The sequence below is a fragment of the Psychrobacter sp. ANT206 genome, assembly GCF_056880555.1.
This window is the reverse complement of record NZ_CP096271.1, coordinates 1842601-1861019: the sequence shown is the minus strand read 5'-3', so window position 1 is coordinate 1861019 and position 18419 is coordinate 1842601. Positions and strand designations below refer to the sequence as shown.

Below are 18419 nucleotides of genomic sequence, written 5' to 3'. Positions count from 1 at the left end.
GTTGTCTTAATATTAAAAAATCATTACTATTCATTTAGGACGTCGTTTACATAAGTTTATATTTTGAGCAACAATACTGAATATGAGTTATGAAAATGATTTAACAACGAGGATGTTTGGAGATACCCAATGCGCGCTACTTTTCACTTAAAAACTCTTGCTGTAGCGATAGCTACTCTTTCTATAGCCAGTATGTCTAACGCTGCAGGTCTTGATCGTTCAGGTCAAGATATTACAGCATTCCTACAAGATGGCACCTATGCTGAGGCCGTCTATACCTACATCGACGCAGACGTTAGTGGCTTTGATAGTGCTAACAATGTCCCTACAAGCAATACCTATGTTAAAGGTAATGCCACTGGTGATATTGCTGAATCTTATGACTTCTTTCGTTATGGCGTAAAGGCAGACATCAATGATACTTTTAGTGTTGGTATCTTATATGACGAGCCATTTGGTGCTGCTGCCAAATATGAAGGTGATAATAACTTTGTGTCAAAAGGTGGTAATGGAGATCAGGCTACTCGAGAAGTGACTAATGGTGCATTCCCGTCTCAAGCGGCTCTTAACGCAACTGCCGCAGGAGCGAGAGCACTCGCAGCAGCTTCTCCTACTCCGACAAACGTAGCTAACGCTCAGACTCTTACCGTTGCGGCAGGTATAGTAGCACAACAAGATGCAGATGCAGGTGAAGGCACAGACGTTGAAGTTCGTAGTGAGAATATTACTGCCATTCTTGGAATGAAGTTGGGTGCCACTAAAAACTTTCAAGTGTATGGTGGTCCAGTAGCACAGCGTGTACGAGCTGATATTAAGTTGCGAGGCCTTGCCTATGGTCCTGCTACTGGTTACAACGCTCATGTAAATCCTGATCAAGATTATGGGTACCTTGCTGGCGTTGCCTTTAGCAAACCTGAGATAGCGTTAAAGGCGGCATTAACTTATCGTTCTGAGATTAAGCATAACACGCAGATTTCAGAGGATTATCCAGTGGTAGGGATAAATGGAGCAGTCAATGATATGGAGATAACAACACCTAAGTCAGTAAACTTTGATTTCCAAACGGGTATTAATCCTACTACGTTAGCGACGGCAAAAGTACGCTGGGTACCATGGAGCGATTTTGCCATTACTCCTCCAGTATACAATCAAGTCAGTAAACAACGTTTCCCTGAGGGTTTGAATCTGGTTGAGTATGATGACGATCAATGGCAGGTAGAGCTTGGTCTTGCTAAACGTATTGCTCCAGCTTTAGCCATTAGTGGTACAGTTGGTTGGGATAGTGGCGCTGGTGATCCAACGACTTCATTAGGTCCAATTGATGGTTATTACAGTGTTGGTCTAGGTGCTAAGTATAACCTTACAGAGAACTGGGCAGTATCAGCAGGTGGTAAATACTTATGGTTTGGTGATGCGCAAGGTCAACTACCTACAGATAAAATCGTTGGTGACTTCCAAGACAACGATGGTTATGTGGCTGGTGTAAAAATATCTTATCAAGCTAAATAAAACATTATTATAGACAAATAGGTTAGAGATAAGAAAGCGATCCATTAAGGGTCGCTTTTTTTATTGCTTATTGTTTGTTCAGAACAGATGTTTAATATAATTATGGAATTGTTTCGTGTAAAGCCTCGATTATCCTTCACGATTGCCGCTATTTTTTACAAGAATCTGACACTAATCCCTTGAAATATAATTAAATGATATTTGTACTATACAGTCACATTAGTATAATAGCGTACTTTTGTTGTTGATTTCATGTATAAAAGATATTAGTATGATTTCAGGATACCGAACAGATGATTGGACTTTTGTAGATTTAATAATGAGTCATCATAGTCTAATTGATCAAAAGGTAAAACAACAGGGATGTTTGGAGATAAAAAATGCGTACCACCTTTCATTTAAAAACACTTACGTTAGCCATCACTGCTCTTTCTGTGGCTAGCATAGGTAATGCTGCTGGACTTGATCGTTCAGGTCAAGAAATCAAGGGTTTCTTTAACCCTGGTACATATGCTGAAGTTGATTTTGCTTATATCGATACTAAAGTTACAGCGTATGATAATGCAGGTGCTATTCGAACTTCACCTACTACTGAGATTCGTAACGGTATTACTTCAACAGAAGCCGCTTACGAAAAAGGTGTATCTACTGGCAATGCCACTCCTGATACATATACTTTTATGCGCTATGGCGTAAAAACTGATGTCAATGAAAATATTAGTGTTGGTGTATTTTATGATGAGCCGTTCGGTGCTGAAGTAGAATACTCTGGCGATAATACCTTTGTGTCTAAAGCTGGGAAACCAACAATAGCTGATTCCTCTACAGGTACTTCTGTTCCAAACGAAATCATTAACTCTTCTGTACTAGATCCTAATTACAATAAAAATACCAAGGTTAGTGTACATACAGAGTCTTGGACAGGTTTATTAGGCTATAAGTCTAATGGTTTCCAAGTATATGGTGGTCCTGTACTACAAAAAGCAAAAGCTGATGTACATCTGCGAGGTCAAGCTTATGGTCCATTAACAGGCTACGATGCAAACGTAAATACGGATACGGATTATGGTTGGGTCGCGGGTGTTGCTTACAGTAAACCTGAGATCGCTCTAAATGCAGCTTTGACTTATCGTTCAGAAATAGAGCATAAAACATCAATAGCTGAGAGAGTGCCATTGCTAGGGTCACCGCTAAGAAACATAGCATTGGGTAAACTTGGAATAGATCCAAACTCTGCATTGGGCCAATCCATTAGCGAATATGCTACTACGGAAGCTACTGTTACCACCCCTGAATCAGTCAACCTAAACATTCAAACTGGCTTGAGTGAGAAGTATCAATTACTAGGAACATTGGATGTACGTTGGGTGCCTTGGAGTGATTTTACTATCGTACCGCCTCTTTATAATGCTTATTCTAAAGCCGCTGATCCCAATGGTTTACCGTTACTTTCATATGACAAAGACCAGTGGAAAGTCGATGTCGGCTTAGCCAAACGCTTTAACGAGAAATTGGCAGGTTCAGTGGTTGTAGGATATGACTCTGGTGCAGGTAATCCTGTCAGCTCACTAGGTACGATTGAAGGTTATTACAGCTTTGGTGGTGGTGTGAAGTATAACGTTACACCAGAGTGGGCAGTATCAGTTGGTGGAAAGTATCTAAAATTTGGCGATGCGACGGGAGAATTACCTAACGGCAGTATCGTGAGTAAAGCAGAAGATAACGATGGCTACATAGCTGGCGTCAAAGTTTCTTATCAGAGCTTGTAGTTAAACATAAAGGTCACATGCTTTTCAGTAATACGGATGCTCAGCGTAGTATCACTATAGATAAGGTATTGAGTGATTATAGATGCAAATACTTAATGCCTTTTTTATGAAAATATGTATCAGGTCTTATTAATCGCTATTAATTGTTTATCAATTTAATTTATATCAATTATTGAGTCAGTAATTAATAGATAACGGAATGTCTATCAATCATCCATGGAGGAAGAATAATGTCACCTAACCGTCATTCAATCTCAGCGGTATCAACCGCTAAAAAGTTTAAAACCCCGCTCAAAGCCAGTGTTGTGTTGCTGACGACTATGATACTAGCAGCGTGTAATACGACAGATGATCCTTCTTATAAGTTAGAAGATATTTTTAGCCCATTACCAGGCACAACCGATACAGAAGTAGAAAAAGCTAAAGCAGAAGCTGAGAAAGCTAAAGCTGAAGCCAAAAAAGCAAAGGAAGAAGCTGAGAAAGCCAAAGCAGAAGCTGCTGCAAAGATAGCCGCCGCTGAAAAAGCTGCCGAAGAAAAAGCGCAAGCAGCTATTAAGGCAAAAGAAAATGCAGAAGCTGCTGCTGCCGCTGCTGAAATAGCAAAGGCTGAGGCTATTAAGGCAAAAGAAGACGCCCAAAAAGCTTTAGAAGATGCTTTGGCAAATGGGGGTGGTTCAGAGGCTTTACAAAAAGAAGCCGCTCGTAAAGCTCAGTTAGCACAGCAAGCTCAAATTGCTGCTGATTCAGCTCAAGCTGCTGCTGTAGCTGCACAAGAAAAAGCCCAAGTCGAAGCAACTGCTGCAGCTGCCGCACAGACTGCCGCACTAAATGCAGCGGTCGCTGCAGAGATAAAGAACGCCGCTGAAACTAAAAAATCAGGTGTTCAGCATATTAGTATTGATGCTAGCATATTGAGTCAAGGAAAACTGACTACAACCACACGCGATTTTAAAATCACAGATGCAACCCAAGTAGATGCGCGAGCAGATACCGCTTCAGGAGGCTTGGTTTCTGATCCTGTCGTGCTAAAAGTCAGTGGTGATAACGATGTTCAAATAGCAGGTTCTAACGGGTTTAAATCATTTGAGAATACTACCAAAGTTAAAACTGCATCAATAGGTGAGGTTGATCTGGTTTATACCTCAACTTATAAAGACTTTGGTGATGAACTAAGAATTGCTCATATTGATGGCGTTGCCGGTCCATTACCTGTCAATGGTGTGGCGATAGTTGGTAATGCTACTAAAGCTGAAAATGTGCCAACAGAAGGTAGTGTCAAATATAGCGGTGATGCCACGTATCGCAAATTAGGTGTAGATAGCAATATTGAGTTTGGCACTTCAGTCTTTACCGCCGACTTTGTAGCTAAAAACCTAAAAGGTGATTTAACCTTCAATGATAAAAAAGTTGGCTTAGAAGCGACCATTGCGGGTAATAAATTCTCAGGTAGTCAGAGTGGCTATAATACTGATGGCGGTTTCTTTGGTGGTGATGCTCAGTACCTAGGTGGTGTCTATGAAGGCAATGGTGCTCAAGGTACTTATGGTGCGAAGAGTGACAAGCAAACGGCTGCAGAAAAAGCTGCTGTAGATGCTAAGGCGACGGCAGATGCTAAGGCACAAGCTCTAGCGGCTGCTCAAGTACAAGCGGCAGCCGCCCAAGCTGCGGCAACCAAGGCCCAAGCTGATGCGGCAAAGGCAAAAGCTGAAGCAGAGAAAGCTCAACAAGCGGCTGACAATGCAGGTAATAGTGGCGATGATCAAGCACTTCAAGAAGCCTTAGATAGAGCAGCAGCGGCGGAAGCAGCGGCAGAAAAAGCTAAAGCTGATGCAGCAATTGCCATTCAAGAAGCAGCAAATAAAGCGAAAGAAGAAGTTAAAGCGGCACAAGATAAAGTGACAGCCGCTCAGGCAGAAACGGCTGCCGCTCAAAGTGCTGCAGCCGCTGCTAAAGCAGAAACAGCCGTCGCTGAAAAAGATGCCGCTGCTAAGATTGCAGCAGCAGAATCGGCAGCTGCGAAAGATATAGCAGCTGCGAAAGAAGAGGCTAGAGTAGCTCAAGAAAAGGCTACAGCAGCTAAAGTGGCTCAAGATAAGGCGGAAGCAGATGCCAAAGCTGCACAGGATAGAGCCGCCGCCGCGGCAGCAGCACAAGCAGCAGCTGAACAAAAAGCTAAAGAGTTACAGGATCAGTTAGACAAGTTAACACCTAAAGTGCAGAGTGGTGTCCAATCGCTGAATATTGGCAATGCTTTCGTTACTACAGAGCGTGACTTTGTAGTTAATGCTGACGGCTCTCTCGAAGCTCGAGCTGATTTAGCATCAGAGGGTAAATTGCCAAAAGTTCTGGTTAATATATCTGGTAATAATGATATTACGCTCGATAATGGTTATAAGAGTAATGTCGATGATTCAACGACGATTGTCACTAGCCCAGAACTAGGTAGCGCAAGCATTCCATTAACGTACACCTCAGTCTATAAAGACTTTGGCAGTGATATGCGTGTCAGTCATATTAATGGTACAGCAGATGCTACTGGCTTGGGCATGGGTCCACTACCTGTAGATGGCGTTATAGTTGTAGGTAATGCCACAACAGCGGTGCCAACCGAAGGAGTATTCAACTACGCTGGTGATGCAACCAACCGCAAAAACGGTATTGGTAATGCTATTGAATACGGTACATCTGCATTCAAAGCTGATTTTGTCGGAGGTAAAATAGATGGTACTTTATCATTTGCTACTGCAGGGGACATTAATTTAAAAGCTGACATTACTGGTAATAAATTCTCAGGTACGGCAGCTGTCAACGGTGGCTACAATACCGAAGGTGGGTTCTACGGCGATGCTGCTAAAAACCTGGGTGGTATTTATGAAGGTAATGGCGCTCAAGGTACCTATGGCGCAATTAAAGGCAACGAAGTTATAGTAACCCCACCTGCGCCGCCAGTGAATGAAAATAACCCCGTCGATAGCAATATGACAGGCGTGCAAAGTTTCACCTTATCTAACGCTGACGCTATTGGTTTTAGATCATTCTGGAATGATAAGGATAGCAAAGGGGCTACTGACAGAAGTGACACTTTTGTTAACACTGGTGATGGTGATAATTTTACTGCTTTTGATAAGTTGACTGCACGTGCTGATTTAACTAAGCCTGACACGGTTGAAAAAAGCGTTACGGCGACAATAGCCAGCGCTGGTGATAGTGTTTACGCCAGTAACACAAAAGACTTTAAGGTATACAGTGGTTCAACTAACGTAAATGTTCTTAAGCCTTTTAAACTCTCCTTAACGCTACCTTATCAATCGGTTTATAAAAATTTCGATGAAGTAATGCAAATAGGCCATGTAACGGGCGATGCTAACTCTCCCTTTGGCAAAGCCGCTCGAGTTTCTAGTGTTTATGTACAGGGCAAACTAACTGCTGCTGCAGACATGAATTACATGAAAGATTTGGCTCAGTTTAACAAAGATACGGGTATTAATGATGGCCTATTTAAATATGCAGGTAATGCAACTTATGTAGATAACTTACATTTTAGTGCTGCTGATCGTACAGTAAAGGTAGACGGCGTTTCTAACTTCGATGTTGACTTTGTTAATGACACATTAACAGGTAACCTAGCATTTGATAGCATCAGTAAGAGCATTGATATCAGCGCAGCTATTTCTGGTAATTCATTTGCTGGAACCAGCGCTAGCAAAGTTCAGACCTCAGGCGGATTCTATGGTGAGGATGCTAAGTTCTTGGGTGGCATATATCAAGAAGCATTACAACCAGGTGGTTCAGGCACGACTAATGGCACAGGAACAACGTTCCAAGGTACATTTGGCGCTGAGAAGCAATAAAATAATTTAAAGATAAAGCTAAAAAAGGCACCCTAGGGTGCTTTTTTTAGCTTTATCTTTCTTCGAATTGAATGAAGTGAGCAGCAGATTAGTATTAAATAATTTATAGACAAAAAAATGGTCTATTAAATTTTGAATTTATTTAAGAGGATTTTAATAATTTTTATAAACTATAGTTTATTTATAAAAATAGTAGTTTATGAGAGAAGATAAATATACATCACTCTTATCGGAAATATTTTTATAGATATTTAATCAAAAATATTCCTATATCTTATTGAAATAAATGGTTTTATCAATCGTATTGATACGATTTATATCATAATTACAGCGTATATTCAAAATACGACATTAATTTGTAACTAGATATTTTAATAGACATTATTTCATTTATTATAATTGACTTCTTACAGGTAATTTGTTTATCTATGCATATTAATAAACTTATGTTTGTTATCTAATGCATCAACTAAACTTAAGATCTTCATGGAGGAAGATAAATGTTACCTAATCACCACCCAGTCTTGATGGCATCATCAGCAAAGAAATTAAATACTCCTTTAAAAGCCAGTGTGGTTATTTTAAGCGCGATTATATTATCCTCGTGTGCCAGTAGTGGTGGTGATAACGCAACTTCTCCAAATCCAACACCGGTTTTGCCTGGTGATGGGGATAATGCCGGAGGAAGTGGTGCTATTAGCGAGTCTGAAAAAGCCATTAAAGCTGCAGAAGCAAAAACTAAGATAGCAGAAGAAGCGCTTAAAGTTGCTGAATCTAAAACCGAAGCGGCCACAGATGCGCTTAAAACTGCAGAAGAAAAGTTTGGGAAAGAATCGAAAGAAGCTGCTGCCGCTGCTAAAGCTGCTATAGACACTGCAAATGTAGAAGCAATTCAAGCGAAATCCGCTGCTGAAGCAGCTAGAATAGAAGCAGTCGCAAAAATTGAAGCAGCCGCAAAAGCATCTGCAGTAGAAGTAGACGCTGCTAAAAAAGCAGCAGCAGAAGCAGTAGCAAAAGTAAAAAATGCTGAGGATAAGGTTCAAGCAGCTGATGCCCGTACCCAAGTAGCAGAAGCTCAATCAAAACAAATAGAACAGGCCCTTAAAGCAGAAACAGCGGCAAAAGAAACAGCACAAGTTAATGCTCAAGCTGCAGAAGCAAAAACTAAGATGGCAGAAGAAGCGCTTAAAGTCGCTGAATCTAAAACCAAAGCGGCCACAGAAGCATTGAAAACCGCAGAAGAAAAGTTTGGTAAAGAATCGAAAGAAGCTGCTGCCGCTGCTAAAGCTGCTATAGACACTGCAAATGTAGAAGCAATTCAAGCGAAATCCGCTGCTGAAGCAGCTAGAATAGAAGCAGCCGCAAAAATTGAAGCAGCCGCAAAAGCATCTGCAGTAGAAGTAGACGCTGCTAAAAAAGCAGCAGCAGAAGCAGTAGCAAAAGTAAAAAATGCTGAGGATAAGGTTCAAGCAGCTGATGCCCGTGTTCTAGCAGCAGAAACTAAGTCCAAAGAAGTACAAGAGTCACTTAATGCAGAGATCGCTGCTAAAGAAGAAGCCAAACAACAAGCCACGTCAGCAAATAATCAAGCAATGGCTGCCCAAGCACAAGCTGTACTTGAAAAGCAAAAAGCGGCAGCAGCACAAGCTGAAGCAGACAAAGCCAAAGGGGAGCTTGCAGCCGCCGCAAAAGCATTGGCGGACGCAGAACAAGCCTTAGCAGATGCCCTAGCTTCAGGTAGTGGTAATAGCGCCGCCTTACAAGCAGAAGTGGATCGTCGCAAAGCAGCCCTTGATGCTGCTAATGCCCAAATAATAGCTGCCCAACAAGCCCAAGCTGAAGCCGCTTCTGCTGTCGCGGCCCAAATAGCCGCCGCAAACAGAGCGGCACAAGAAGCAAAAGACGCTCTAAAAGCAGCTACCATTAAGAACGCCCCTGAATCGAAGAAAAGCGGCGTTCAATCACTGAATATTGACCCAACACCTGCTGGTCTACCTGATGCCTTTAAAGCTAACAGCCGTGACTTTGAAGCCACTGTTAATAGTGTTGAAGCTCGAGCAGATATTGCATCAGGTGGTTTATTGCCAATAGTCAATATCACTACTTCTGGTGCAGATGATACTAACTTACAAGGCGGTTTTAAATCACATGATGATAGTACTGGTATTACCACAACTGCGCTTGGTGTTTTACCGCTGACCTACACCTCAACCTATAAGGATTTTGGCGATGACATGCGCATTGGTCACATCGACGGTGCAGCAGCGGTTGGTACAACACAGTTGCCAGTCAATGGGATTGCCATAATAGGTAATGCCACTCAAGCCGCTAATATGCCAACCGAAGGTAAGGTTGGATACACAGGGGATGCGACCTATCGCAAACTTGGTTTAGGTCAAGACATAGAGTTTGGTAAATCAGTCTTCACAGCAGACTTTGTCGCCAAGAATGTCAAAGGTGATCTTACCTTTGCTAATGCCGGTAAAATTGGTTTAACTGCCGGCATCAACGGCAATCAATTCTCAGGCACGGCTGCCAGCAATGCAGGCTATGCAACCGAAGGGGGTTTCTTTGGTGGTGACGCGCAGTATCTAGGCGGTGTCTATGAAGGTAACGGCGCTCAAGGTACTTATGGTGCCAAGAGTGATAAACAAACCGCTGCACAGCAAGCGGCTGCCGAAGCTCAAGCGGCGGCTGATAAAGCCAATGCCGCCATTGCTGCTATCCAAGTTCAAGCGGCTGCTGCCCAAGCGGCGGCTGATAAAGCAAAAGCGGATGCTGCCAAAGCGCAAGCTGCATTGCAAAGAGCAGAAGAGGCGTTAGCCAATGCGGGTAATGGTACAGATCAGTTGGCAGCGGCATTAGCAAGAGCCGAAGCCGCTGAAGCTGCTGCACAACAAGCGGCATCAATGGCAGACGCTGCAAGAGTCGCCGCACAAGCTGCCCAAGCTGCTGCTGAAGATGCGGCTTTAAAAGCCCTGACTGCTGCTGATAAAGCTGTCGGTGATGCTAAGGTGGAAAAAGAAGCAAAAGAAAAAGCCTTACAAGCACAGAAAGCAGCAGAGATGGCTAAACATGTAGCGGAAGCTGCTAAAGCAGAGTCGGAAATTGCTAAAAATGAAGCAATTGTTGCTAAAGCTAGTGCGGAGCGCGCAAGAGATGAAGCCATAGCTAGAGCAGAGGCTGCAGAAGCTGCCGCATTAGAAGCTGCTAACAAGTTTGCAGCTCCAGATTCGAGAGTATCAGGCGTACAAAGTACCTCTTTGGATTCTGATGACAGAACATTCGATAGCAACTCTAATAGTTATAACAAACTCAAAGTTTATGCTAATGAGTTAGATGGAAGAGCTTCCTTAAAACCAATCGATGTAACGCTAAAAGGTACTGATGATGGTGCTACTGATAAGACTTATGGTACGAGTAATAATGGTTTTAAAGAATATAAAAATGATATATCGTTTGAAGGACGTTTAAGTAATACGGTCCATAAAAGAAATTTTAATTACTCTTCGGTATATAAAAACTTTGATGATCAGATGCAGATTGGTCATATATTTGGTGATATCAAAAGCGGTACAATTGCTTCAGCATACAATAAAAACTTATCTACCACCTATGTACAAGGTAATGCTACCAACCTTAGTGACATGGACAAGTTAGCCAATATCAATGAAGGTAAAGCAAATTATAAAGGGGTGTCTACCTATGTAGAAGGCGGGAAAATCGCAGTCGACGGTACTTCTAAGTTTGACGTCGACTTCGTCGCTAAATTAGTGAAAGGTGAGCTAAACTTTGCTGATAAACAAGTAGATATTGCTGCAGATATCTCTAACAATACATTTGCTAGTAAAAAAGGTGCAGCTGTTAATACCGTTGGCGGTTTCTATGGTAAAGGTGCGGGTTTACTAGGTGGTGTCTATGAAAGAGAAATCCCAGGTACTAATTATATTAAAGGAACTTATGGCGCTACTAAGTTAGATCCAACAGTAGAAGTGGTTCCAGATCCTACAGAATCTAAAATGACAGGTTTCCAGTCAACTGCATTAAGTAGTAAAGAGAAGACTCTACCTTTTGGTCTAGGCAAATTGGATAATACAATTGGTTATGTGCAGATTCGTGATGATAAGTCTGATTTTAAGCAGACAGAGAATAAAGACGGTAGCATTGTTCCTATCGATAACCGTGAGGGCGATAACTTTACCAATTTTAATACTGGAGTTGTCCGCGGCGATATGGTTAAGCCAGAAAGTGTATTAACACCTATATCAGTATCTCTCACCAATAATGGGTCAGTAACAGTAGATGCAGGTAAAGGTGGCTCTAATCCAACTTTTAAATATAATGCGGTCTACAAAAACTTTGACAACCAAATGCAAGTAGGGCATGTGTATGGTAATTTTGACTCATTGGCTGGGGAGGTCTCACGAGCAGCCAACGTTTATGTACAAGGCTATTTAACTTCTCAAGCGGGTATGGATAATCTAAAGAATATTAATGATGGCAAGGCGCAATATAATGGGGTGGCCACTTATATTGAAAATATCCATCTAGCAGATAATGCCTCTACTGCTCCAGTTAATGGCACTTCCGCTTTCAATGTTGATTTTGTTAATGGTTCAGTAGATGGCACGTTGTCATTTAAAGGTACGGGTTATAAATACATGCCTGCTGGCAGTGAAATAAAAATTGACGCCACTATCACAGGCAATACTTTTGCTGGTAATGCAGGTGGTATCGATACCGCTGGTGGGTTCTATGGAGAAGGTGCTAAGTTTTTAGGTGGTATCTATCAGGATGCATCAGTACAAGGTGGTAAGGGAACGATAGCTGGTACTGGAACCAAGTTCCAAGGAACATTTGGCGCTGAAAAGCAATAAGTTAATATGACTGTATAAAACAAAAAGAAAGCGTCCTAGGGCGCTTTTTTGCTCGATTAAGTTTTTAAAGTCATTTACGATGGATAAGCTTTAAGACTAAACAAATGTAATATGGTAAGGATACCTATGAATAATCAATATATGCGTAAACCGCTCACCATGTCGATTTTGTTATCAATGATAGCGGTGTCTCTACCAGCTATAGCAGATACAAGTACTTCAATAGTAGAACCTGAGCTTGACCAAGCAGCCGAGCTTGTCAAAAGACAGAACCAAACTTCTGTATCAGACCCTACCGCTCCCTCTACCGCCATATCAGATGCAGAAGCGCAAGATGCAATCAGAAGTCGTCAGCAGTTGGCAACGGCAAGCGCTTATAATTTAGCCACACTGATGGCAGATCCGGTAAAGTTTAGCCAATTTTTAAATACAGCGCTTGCCGCTCAAGATATGGAAACCGTCAAAGCATTATTACCGCACTATAAAACTCTAAAAAGTAATGATCCGATGCTGATCAAGTTTGCTGATGCACTGGTATATCGAAGTGAAGCTAAGAACAGACAAGCGATAGCCATTTATCGCGAAATGCTAGCAGCAGACCCAGACTTTCATCCTGTACGTCTAAATATGGCTATTGCCATGCAAGCCGATAAGCAATATGCAGCTGCTAAAGAACAGTTTTTAAAGCTGCAGTCGGTAGATCTTCCTATACCTATTATGGCTCGAGTTAAAAATTCATTGTCTCAAATCCAGAGTTCAGAAAAATGGCAGTTTAATGCCTCTGCAAGCTACGTAAGAGATAACAATATTAACGATGCACCGTCGAAGACTATCCAATCTCAGTTAGGTAAGTCTGTTGAGCAACAATCAGCTAACGGGATTCAGGTCTCTGGTAGTGCCAATAAACGCTTCAATCTGCCCAACAATTTCTACGCCACTGTAGGTGGTAATGCCTCCTTAAAAGGTTATTGGGACGAAACTGACTATAATGACTATCTGCTGACTGCCTCTACTGGTGTCGGCTACGATGATGCCAAAAATGATGTTTCGCTCACGCCGTTTATCACCAAGCGCTATTATGATGAAGAACCTTATAGTCTACGTAAAGGGGTAACGATTAGTGGCTCACGCTGGGTCAAACCAAAGCTTAAGCTATCTGCCACGACTATTTTTTCTAACGAAACTTTTGAAGATGATAGCAATGTAAATCGTGAAACAGATGGGCGATTCCTTGGGTTAAATGCTTTTTATATTAAAGATGCCAAAGAATATTTTTATGGAGGTTTAGGCAACTATAGAAATGATGTACCGCAATCTAGCATCATTAGTTATGATCGTAACTCAATTAACGGCGGTTGGGGTCGTGAATGGAAAAAAGGTCTCTCAACGTTGACGACAGCGGGTTATGGTATTAAAAAATATGATGATCCTGCAGAGGGATTAGCAGGTGGCGCCTTGAAAGGTTACTATGATGCGGTTGGTGGTGAATCAGGCTCGAAACGAGAAGACAAAACGGCTTCCTTAGGGTTGCAAGTATGGAAACGTGATTTTACCTTATGGGGACTGACGCCGCGGTTGGTATTTGATTATGAAACAACCTCAAGTAACTTTGCTTATTATGATGATCGTGATGAAAAATCAGCGACGGTATTATTAACCAAAACTTTTTAGGGCTACCGATTTGATAGGTTATCCTCATAAAAAAAACCTCGCCACGATAGCGAGGTTTTCTAATTTAACAGCAGTAATTAAAAAGTGCTTATTGATCTAAGTTCATTTCCATTTCTTTAAACTTCGCTGAGACTGAGGCTTTTGGACCACCTGTCATAATACTTACAGCAAAGATGGCAATGGTACTTAAGATAAAGCCTGGAACGATAGCGTATAACCAGCTATTTAGTGCCATACCATTCATCTGGAAAGGACCATAGATCCATAAGATGACAGTTAATGCACCAACGACCATACCAGCAACCGCACCGTTTCGGTTCATACCGCGCCAGATAAGACTGAAAATAACCAACGGTCCAAATGCCGCACCAAATCCTGCCCAAGCGTTAGAGACCAAACTTAATACAGAGCTTTCAGGATTAGAAGCTAGCAAAATAGCAACGACGGCGACCACGATAACTGAAAGACGACCGACCATTACTTGGCGGGCTTCTGGTGCATCTCTATCAAAAAACAGCTTATACACATCTTTGGTTAGTGAGCTTGATACGACCAATAGCTGTGATGAGATTGTACTCATGATCGCGGCTAAAATAGCGGCTAACAAGAAGCCTGAAACTAATGGCGTGAATAAGAACTGGGTGAATACTAAGAAGATAGTTTCAGGATCATCTAAAGTCATTGCTGTTTTTTGTACATAAGCACGACCTGCAAAACCAGTCATCAATGCACCAATTAGACTCACAATCATCCAGCTCATACCAATGTTACGTGCCGTTGGTATATCTTTGACTGAGCGAATAGCCATAAAGCGTACAATAATATGCGGCTGCCCAAAGTACCCCAAACCCCAAGCCATTAACGAGACAATACCAAGGATTGTCATACCACTGGTGACATTAAGTAAGCTTGGATCAATGTTCCTGACCGCCTCAGTTGTGGCTGAAATGCCGCCAAGATCAGTAAAGGCTACAACAGGTACAATAACCATCGCAAATAGCATGATAATGCCCTGTACAAAGTCAGTCATTGACACTGCTAAAAAGCCGCCAAATAGAGTATAGGCGACAACCACACCAGCAGTCACCCACAAACCTGTGGTATAAGATAAGTTGAGTGAGCTTTCAAACAGTTTACCACCACCAACTAAGCTAGCTGCTGTATAAACAGTAAAGAATAAAATAATTACAACTGCTGAGATAACACGCAGCATATGCGACTTATCTTCGAATCGATTTGCAAAGTAGTCAGGTAATGTGATGGCATTATCTGCAATCTCAGTGTAAACACGTAAGCGCGGTGCCACGATGATATAGTTTAAAAATGCACCCAATGTCAAACCGAGGGCAATCCAAATACTCACGACGCCATCGGCATACATATAACCCGGTAAACCAAGTAATAGCCAACCGGACATGTCTGATGCGCCAGCGGATAAAGCGGTTACCGCAGGACCGAGACTACGACCACCAAGCATATAGCCTTCGGTATCATTGGCTTGCTTAAAATAAGCATAAACCCCAATCCCGATCATCACTAAGAAATAGGCGCCAAGTGATATCAGCACGCCACTAGAAACTCCGTTCATATAAATAGTCCTTAACCAACGTTGTTGGCTGTCATTATTTTTAACGAGAAAAATTAAGTCTTGCAAGACGATGTTTAGAAACAATATCTAAAGACAAAAAAAGCCATTAAGTAGGACATAATGGCTTTTATTCAATATCTTCTGTTAGTTTTATATGATTGATGCTGTTTTAGGACCAATACTTATCAAACAATGTTGTATAGAAAAGGGCAAATATACTTCTGTGTTGCTATGTTAAATGCCATCATCTCTTTACCACTTGCCAAATATTAATCGCTTATATAACCAATCATTTAAAACCATTTAACCTACTGTTTACTATCATATATTACTAGAGATGTTCAATATATGATTATCAGTGCCAGTTGGGTAAAATTATGTTATAAAAAACGTCAGAGGCATTATAACGTATGAGCGTCATAAATGCTAACTCAGTATCTTTCAGCAAGTAATATTTTAGAAAGTTATTTTATCTTAGCTATCCAACCATAATAGACAAGGGGTTTTATTGAATGATCTGTTATTTAATAGCACCGTTATTCAATGGGTGCTAGCAGATCTAATAGCGCAGTTACACTGTTTGATTGAGTCAGTTTTGGGTTGATTACCACGCCTAAATGACGCTGTAACTCGATATTATCTGCCATATCAATACGCTCTAAGTCTTGGCTAATCATCGTTTGCGGCAATACTGACCAACCAAGTCCTACAGACACTAGCATCCGAATAGATTCAAGTGGGTTGGTGCTCATGGTGGCATAAGGCTTTAGATTGTGTTTGGCAAATTCAGCCAAGGTAATTTGACTGGTAAAGGTATTGGCAGATGGCAAGATAGCAGGGTAACGTGCCAATTGCTCTAGTGTAACATTAGATTTACTGGCCAAAAGTGATAAGGTACCAGTCATAAAGTAAAGTGGATCTGACCATAGGGTATGATAGGTTAAACGCTTGTCATAAACGGGTGGCAGCGTCAAAAAGGCTAGAGATAAGTCACCATCAAGTACCGCTTTATGTGCGGTTTCTGAATCGACGAAATGTACCTCTAGCTGTACGGCAGGATAGGCTTGGATAAAATGCTTAAGAACAGGGGCGAGATGGTGTAAGCCTATATGGTGGCTAGTACCAATGACAAGTTTGCCGGATACAATATGCTTAGAGTGCTGCAGATTGATTTTAAAGTTTTCGTAGTCTTCAAGCCATCGTTTGGCATGAGGTAACATCTCACTGGCTGCTTGAGTTGGGACAATACCGCGACCCACCGTATCAAATAACGTGATATTAAACTCATCTTCTAAGTTTTTGATGCGTTTACTGACCGCAGGCTGAGTAATAAAAAGCTTTTCTGCTGCACCCGAAATACTACCTGTATTCATCACAGTCACGAATGTCGTCAAATTTGTGGTATTCACACCGATGTCCTTAGCTACATAACGAGCTATAAATAAAAGTTGGCTGACCCAATCATAATGTATTAGAAATAAAAGTTTGCAACTATGAAAGAATCATCAATTATTATTATAGGATTAGCCTGCTATAATCACAAGACATCGAAACGTATTTTAGACATATTTATTGTATTTACTTGATAATCTGCGCCATAAATCTTATTTTAGGCATCTATTATCGCAACCATTAGTAATTAACAGATAAAACCATAGCAAACTATGGTCCTAGTACTAGGGTTTTAGTAAATGAGAATAAAGTCATTAGCCACTAAAAAGGATAGCAATATGGCCGGTCAAACGTTATATGACAAACTTTGGAATGCTCACGAAGTCACCAAGCGTGATGATGGTTCGAGCCTGATTTATATCGACCGCCATTTGCTACATGAAGTAACAAGTCCGCAAGCATTTGAGGGTTTGGAATTGGCTAATAGAGCACCGTGGCGTCTGTCGGCTAATATTGCAAGCCCTGACCATAATGTACCGACAGTCACTAAAGAGCGCTCAGAAGGTGTAGCAGGTATCAAGGATAAGGTCTCGCGCTTACAAGTACTGACCTTAGATGAAAACTGCAGCAAATTTGATATCGCTGAGTTTACGATTAATGATGCTCGTCAAGGGATCTTGCATGTCGTCGGTCCTGAGCAAGGCTTGGTATTGCCTGGTATGACAGTTGTTTGCGGCGACTCGCATACTGCCACGCACGGAGCACTTGGCTGCTTAGCACATGGTATCGGTACCTCTGAGGTTGAGCACGTATTGGCAACCCAGTGTTTGATTCAAAAGAAATCAAAGAATATGCAAATCCGCGTCACGGGTGAGCTTGGCGCTGGCGTAACCTCAAAAGATGTGGTGCTTGCTATCATTGCAAAAATCGGTACTGCTGGCGGAACAGGGCATGCGATTGAATTTGCTGGTCAAGTATTTGAAGACATGAGCATGGAAGGTCGTATGACCGTCTGTAATATGGCGATTGAAGCGGGCGCACGCGTGGGTATGGTTGCAGTCGATGATACGACGATTGACTATGTTAAAGGTCGTCCATATGCGCCGAACGAGTCACAATGGCAGCAAGCAGAAGCTTACTGGCGTACTTTTTACTCAGATGATGACGCTGTGTTTGATAGCGTGATTGAGATTGATGGTAGCCAAATTGCACCGCAAGTATCTTGGGGTACCTCGCCTGAGATGGTGGTTGATATCACACAGTCAGTGCCAACGCCTGATCAAGCGATTGATGAAGCACAAGAAGAAGGATGGTTGCGTGCTTATACCTATATGGGTTTGGAGGCGGGTCAAAAAATTACCGATATTCAGCTGGACCGTATCTTTATTGGCTCTTGTACCAACTCGCGTATTGAGGATTTGCGTGATGCCGCAGCCGTGATCAAAGGTCGTAAAGTGGCTGATACTATTAAAGAAGCCATCGTCGTTGCGGGCTCTGGACAAGTTAAATTACAAGCAGAAGCAGAAGGCCTAGATGCTTTGTTTACGGATGCAGGCTTTGAATGGCGTGAGCCTGGCTGCTCGATGTGCCTTGCGATGAATGCTGATAAGCTTGAACCACAAGAGCATTGTGCTTCGACATCCAATCGCAACTTTGAAGGTCGACAAGGCAATGGTGGTCGTACGCATTTGGTCAGTCCAGCAATGGCTGCGGCAGCGGCATTGGCGGGTCATTTTGTGGATGTGCGAACTTTTTAGTTATT

General features: G+C 42.0%; 8 protein-coding genes. 6 read left to right on the top strand and 2 right to left on the bottom strand.

Annotated elements, in window-relative coordinates; translation table 11 throughout:
* Positions 1–129 precede the first annotated feature (129 nt).
* The 5 genes from M0221_RS07745 to M0221_RS07725 all read left to right on the top strand — a co-directional run bounded on the left by M0221_RS07745 (position 130) and on the right by M0221_RS07725 (position 13677).
* Positions 130–1509 carry a hypothetical protein gene (locus M0221_RS07745; RefSeq protein ID WP_483283467.1) on the top strand — a complete coding sequence of 460 codons (1380 nt, stop codon included), beginning with the start codon at positions 130–132 and terminating at the stop codon, positions 1507–1509.
* A 380-nt stretch (positions 1510–1889) separates the two neighbouring features.
* Positions 1890–3278 (top strand): OmpP1/FadL family transporter, encoded by a 1389-nt coding sequence (locus M0221_RS07740; RefSeq protein ID WP_181210054.1) that lies wholly within the window; start codon positions 1890–1892, stop codon positions 3276–3278.
* Between the two features lie 230 nt (positions 3279–3508).
* Positions 3509–7129: a transferrin-binding protein-like solute binding protein gene (locus tag M0221_RS07735; RefSeq protein ID WP_483283466.1), complete on the top strand. Its 3621-nt coding sequence runs from the start codon at positions 3509–3511 to the stop codon at positions 7127–7129.
* A gap of 500 nt (positions 7130–7629) precedes the next feature.
* Positions 7630–12006, top strand: a complete 4377-nt coding sequence (locus M0221_RS07730; protein ID WP_483283465.1) for a transferrin-binding protein-like solute binding protein — start codon at positions 7630–7632, stop codon at positions 12004–12006.
* Between the two features lie 126 nt (positions 12007–12132).
* The gene (locus tag M0221_RS07725) at positions 12133–13677 is read left to right on the top strand and encodes a porin family protein (RefSeq protein ID WP_201532067.1); all 1545 of its coding nucleotides are present in this window, start codon (positions 12133–12135) and stop codon (positions 13675–13677) included.
* A gap of 88 nt (positions 13678–13765) precedes the next feature.
* Here M0221_RS07725 and putP read toward each other — a convergent pair whose 3' ends face one another.
* Together putP and M0221_RS07715 are read right to left on the bottom strand one after the other, a co-directional pair.
* Positions 13766–15265: a sodium/proline symporter PutP gene (gene putP, locus M0221_RS07720; RefSeq protein WP_011513904.1), complete on the bottom strand. Its 1500-nt coding sequence runs from the start codon at positions 15263–15265 to the stop codon at positions 13766–13768.
* A 536-nt stretch (positions 15266–15801) separates the two neighbouring features.
* Complete coding sequence (locus tag M0221_RS07715; RefSeq protein ID WP_483283464.1) at positions 15802–16674, bottom strand: LysR family transcriptional regulator; 873 nt, start codon at positions 16672–16674, stop codon at positions 15802–15804.
* A 321-nt stretch (positions 16675–16995) separates the two neighbouring features.
* On the opposite strand from M0221_RS07715, the gene leuC reads away from it, so the two are divergent.
* On the top strand, positions 16996–18414 hold the full coding sequence (gene leuC / locus M0221_RS07710) for a 3-isopropylmalate dehydratase large subunit (protein ID WP_020443717.1): 1419 nt from the start codon (positions 16996–16998) through the stop codon (positions 18412–18414).
* Positions 18415–18419: the final 5 nt, after the last annotated feature.